Origin of the sequence: Bacillus sp. SIMBA_074, from assembly GCF_046534555.1 — a bacterium.
In the GTDB taxonomy this organism is placed as follows: domain Bacteria; phylum Bacillota; class Bacilli; order Bacillales; family Bacillaceae_G; genus Bacillus_A; species Bacillus_A mycoides.
This window is the reverse complement of sequence record NZ_JAWRYM010000416.1, coordinates 1-277: the sequence shown is the minus strand read 5'-3', so window position 1 is coordinate 277 and position 277 is coordinate 1. Positions and strand designations below refer to the sequence as shown.

Genomic DNA, 277 nt, shown 5'->3' with positions numbered 1-277 from the left:
CTGCCTTCGCGGAGCGCGCCGCACTCGATGTGGCGCGCGAGGGAATCGTGTTGCTCAAGAACGCGGGCAACGTGCTCCCGCTTAGCCACAGCAGCGTAAAAAGTATCGCCGTAATCGGCGAACTCGCGACCGGTCAGCCGCCTACCGGCTACGGCAGTGCAAACATAATTTCGCCGGTTTTTATCAGCGAGATTAGCGGCCTGCAACAGATCGCGGGCGGAGCGCGAGTCGACCTGATCGATGCAATGACGCTTGACCCGTCGCGCAGTGTCTGGAC

1 protein-coding gene is annotated in these 277 nt (G+C 61.4%); it reads left to right on the top strand.

Translation table 11 applies throughout. The annotated features are described in order from the left end of the window. On the top strand, nucleotides 1-277 hold a 277-nt coding region (locus SB773_RS31380; RefSeq protein WP_410594204.1), incomplete at both ends, for a glycoside hydrolase family 3 C-terminal domain-containing protein.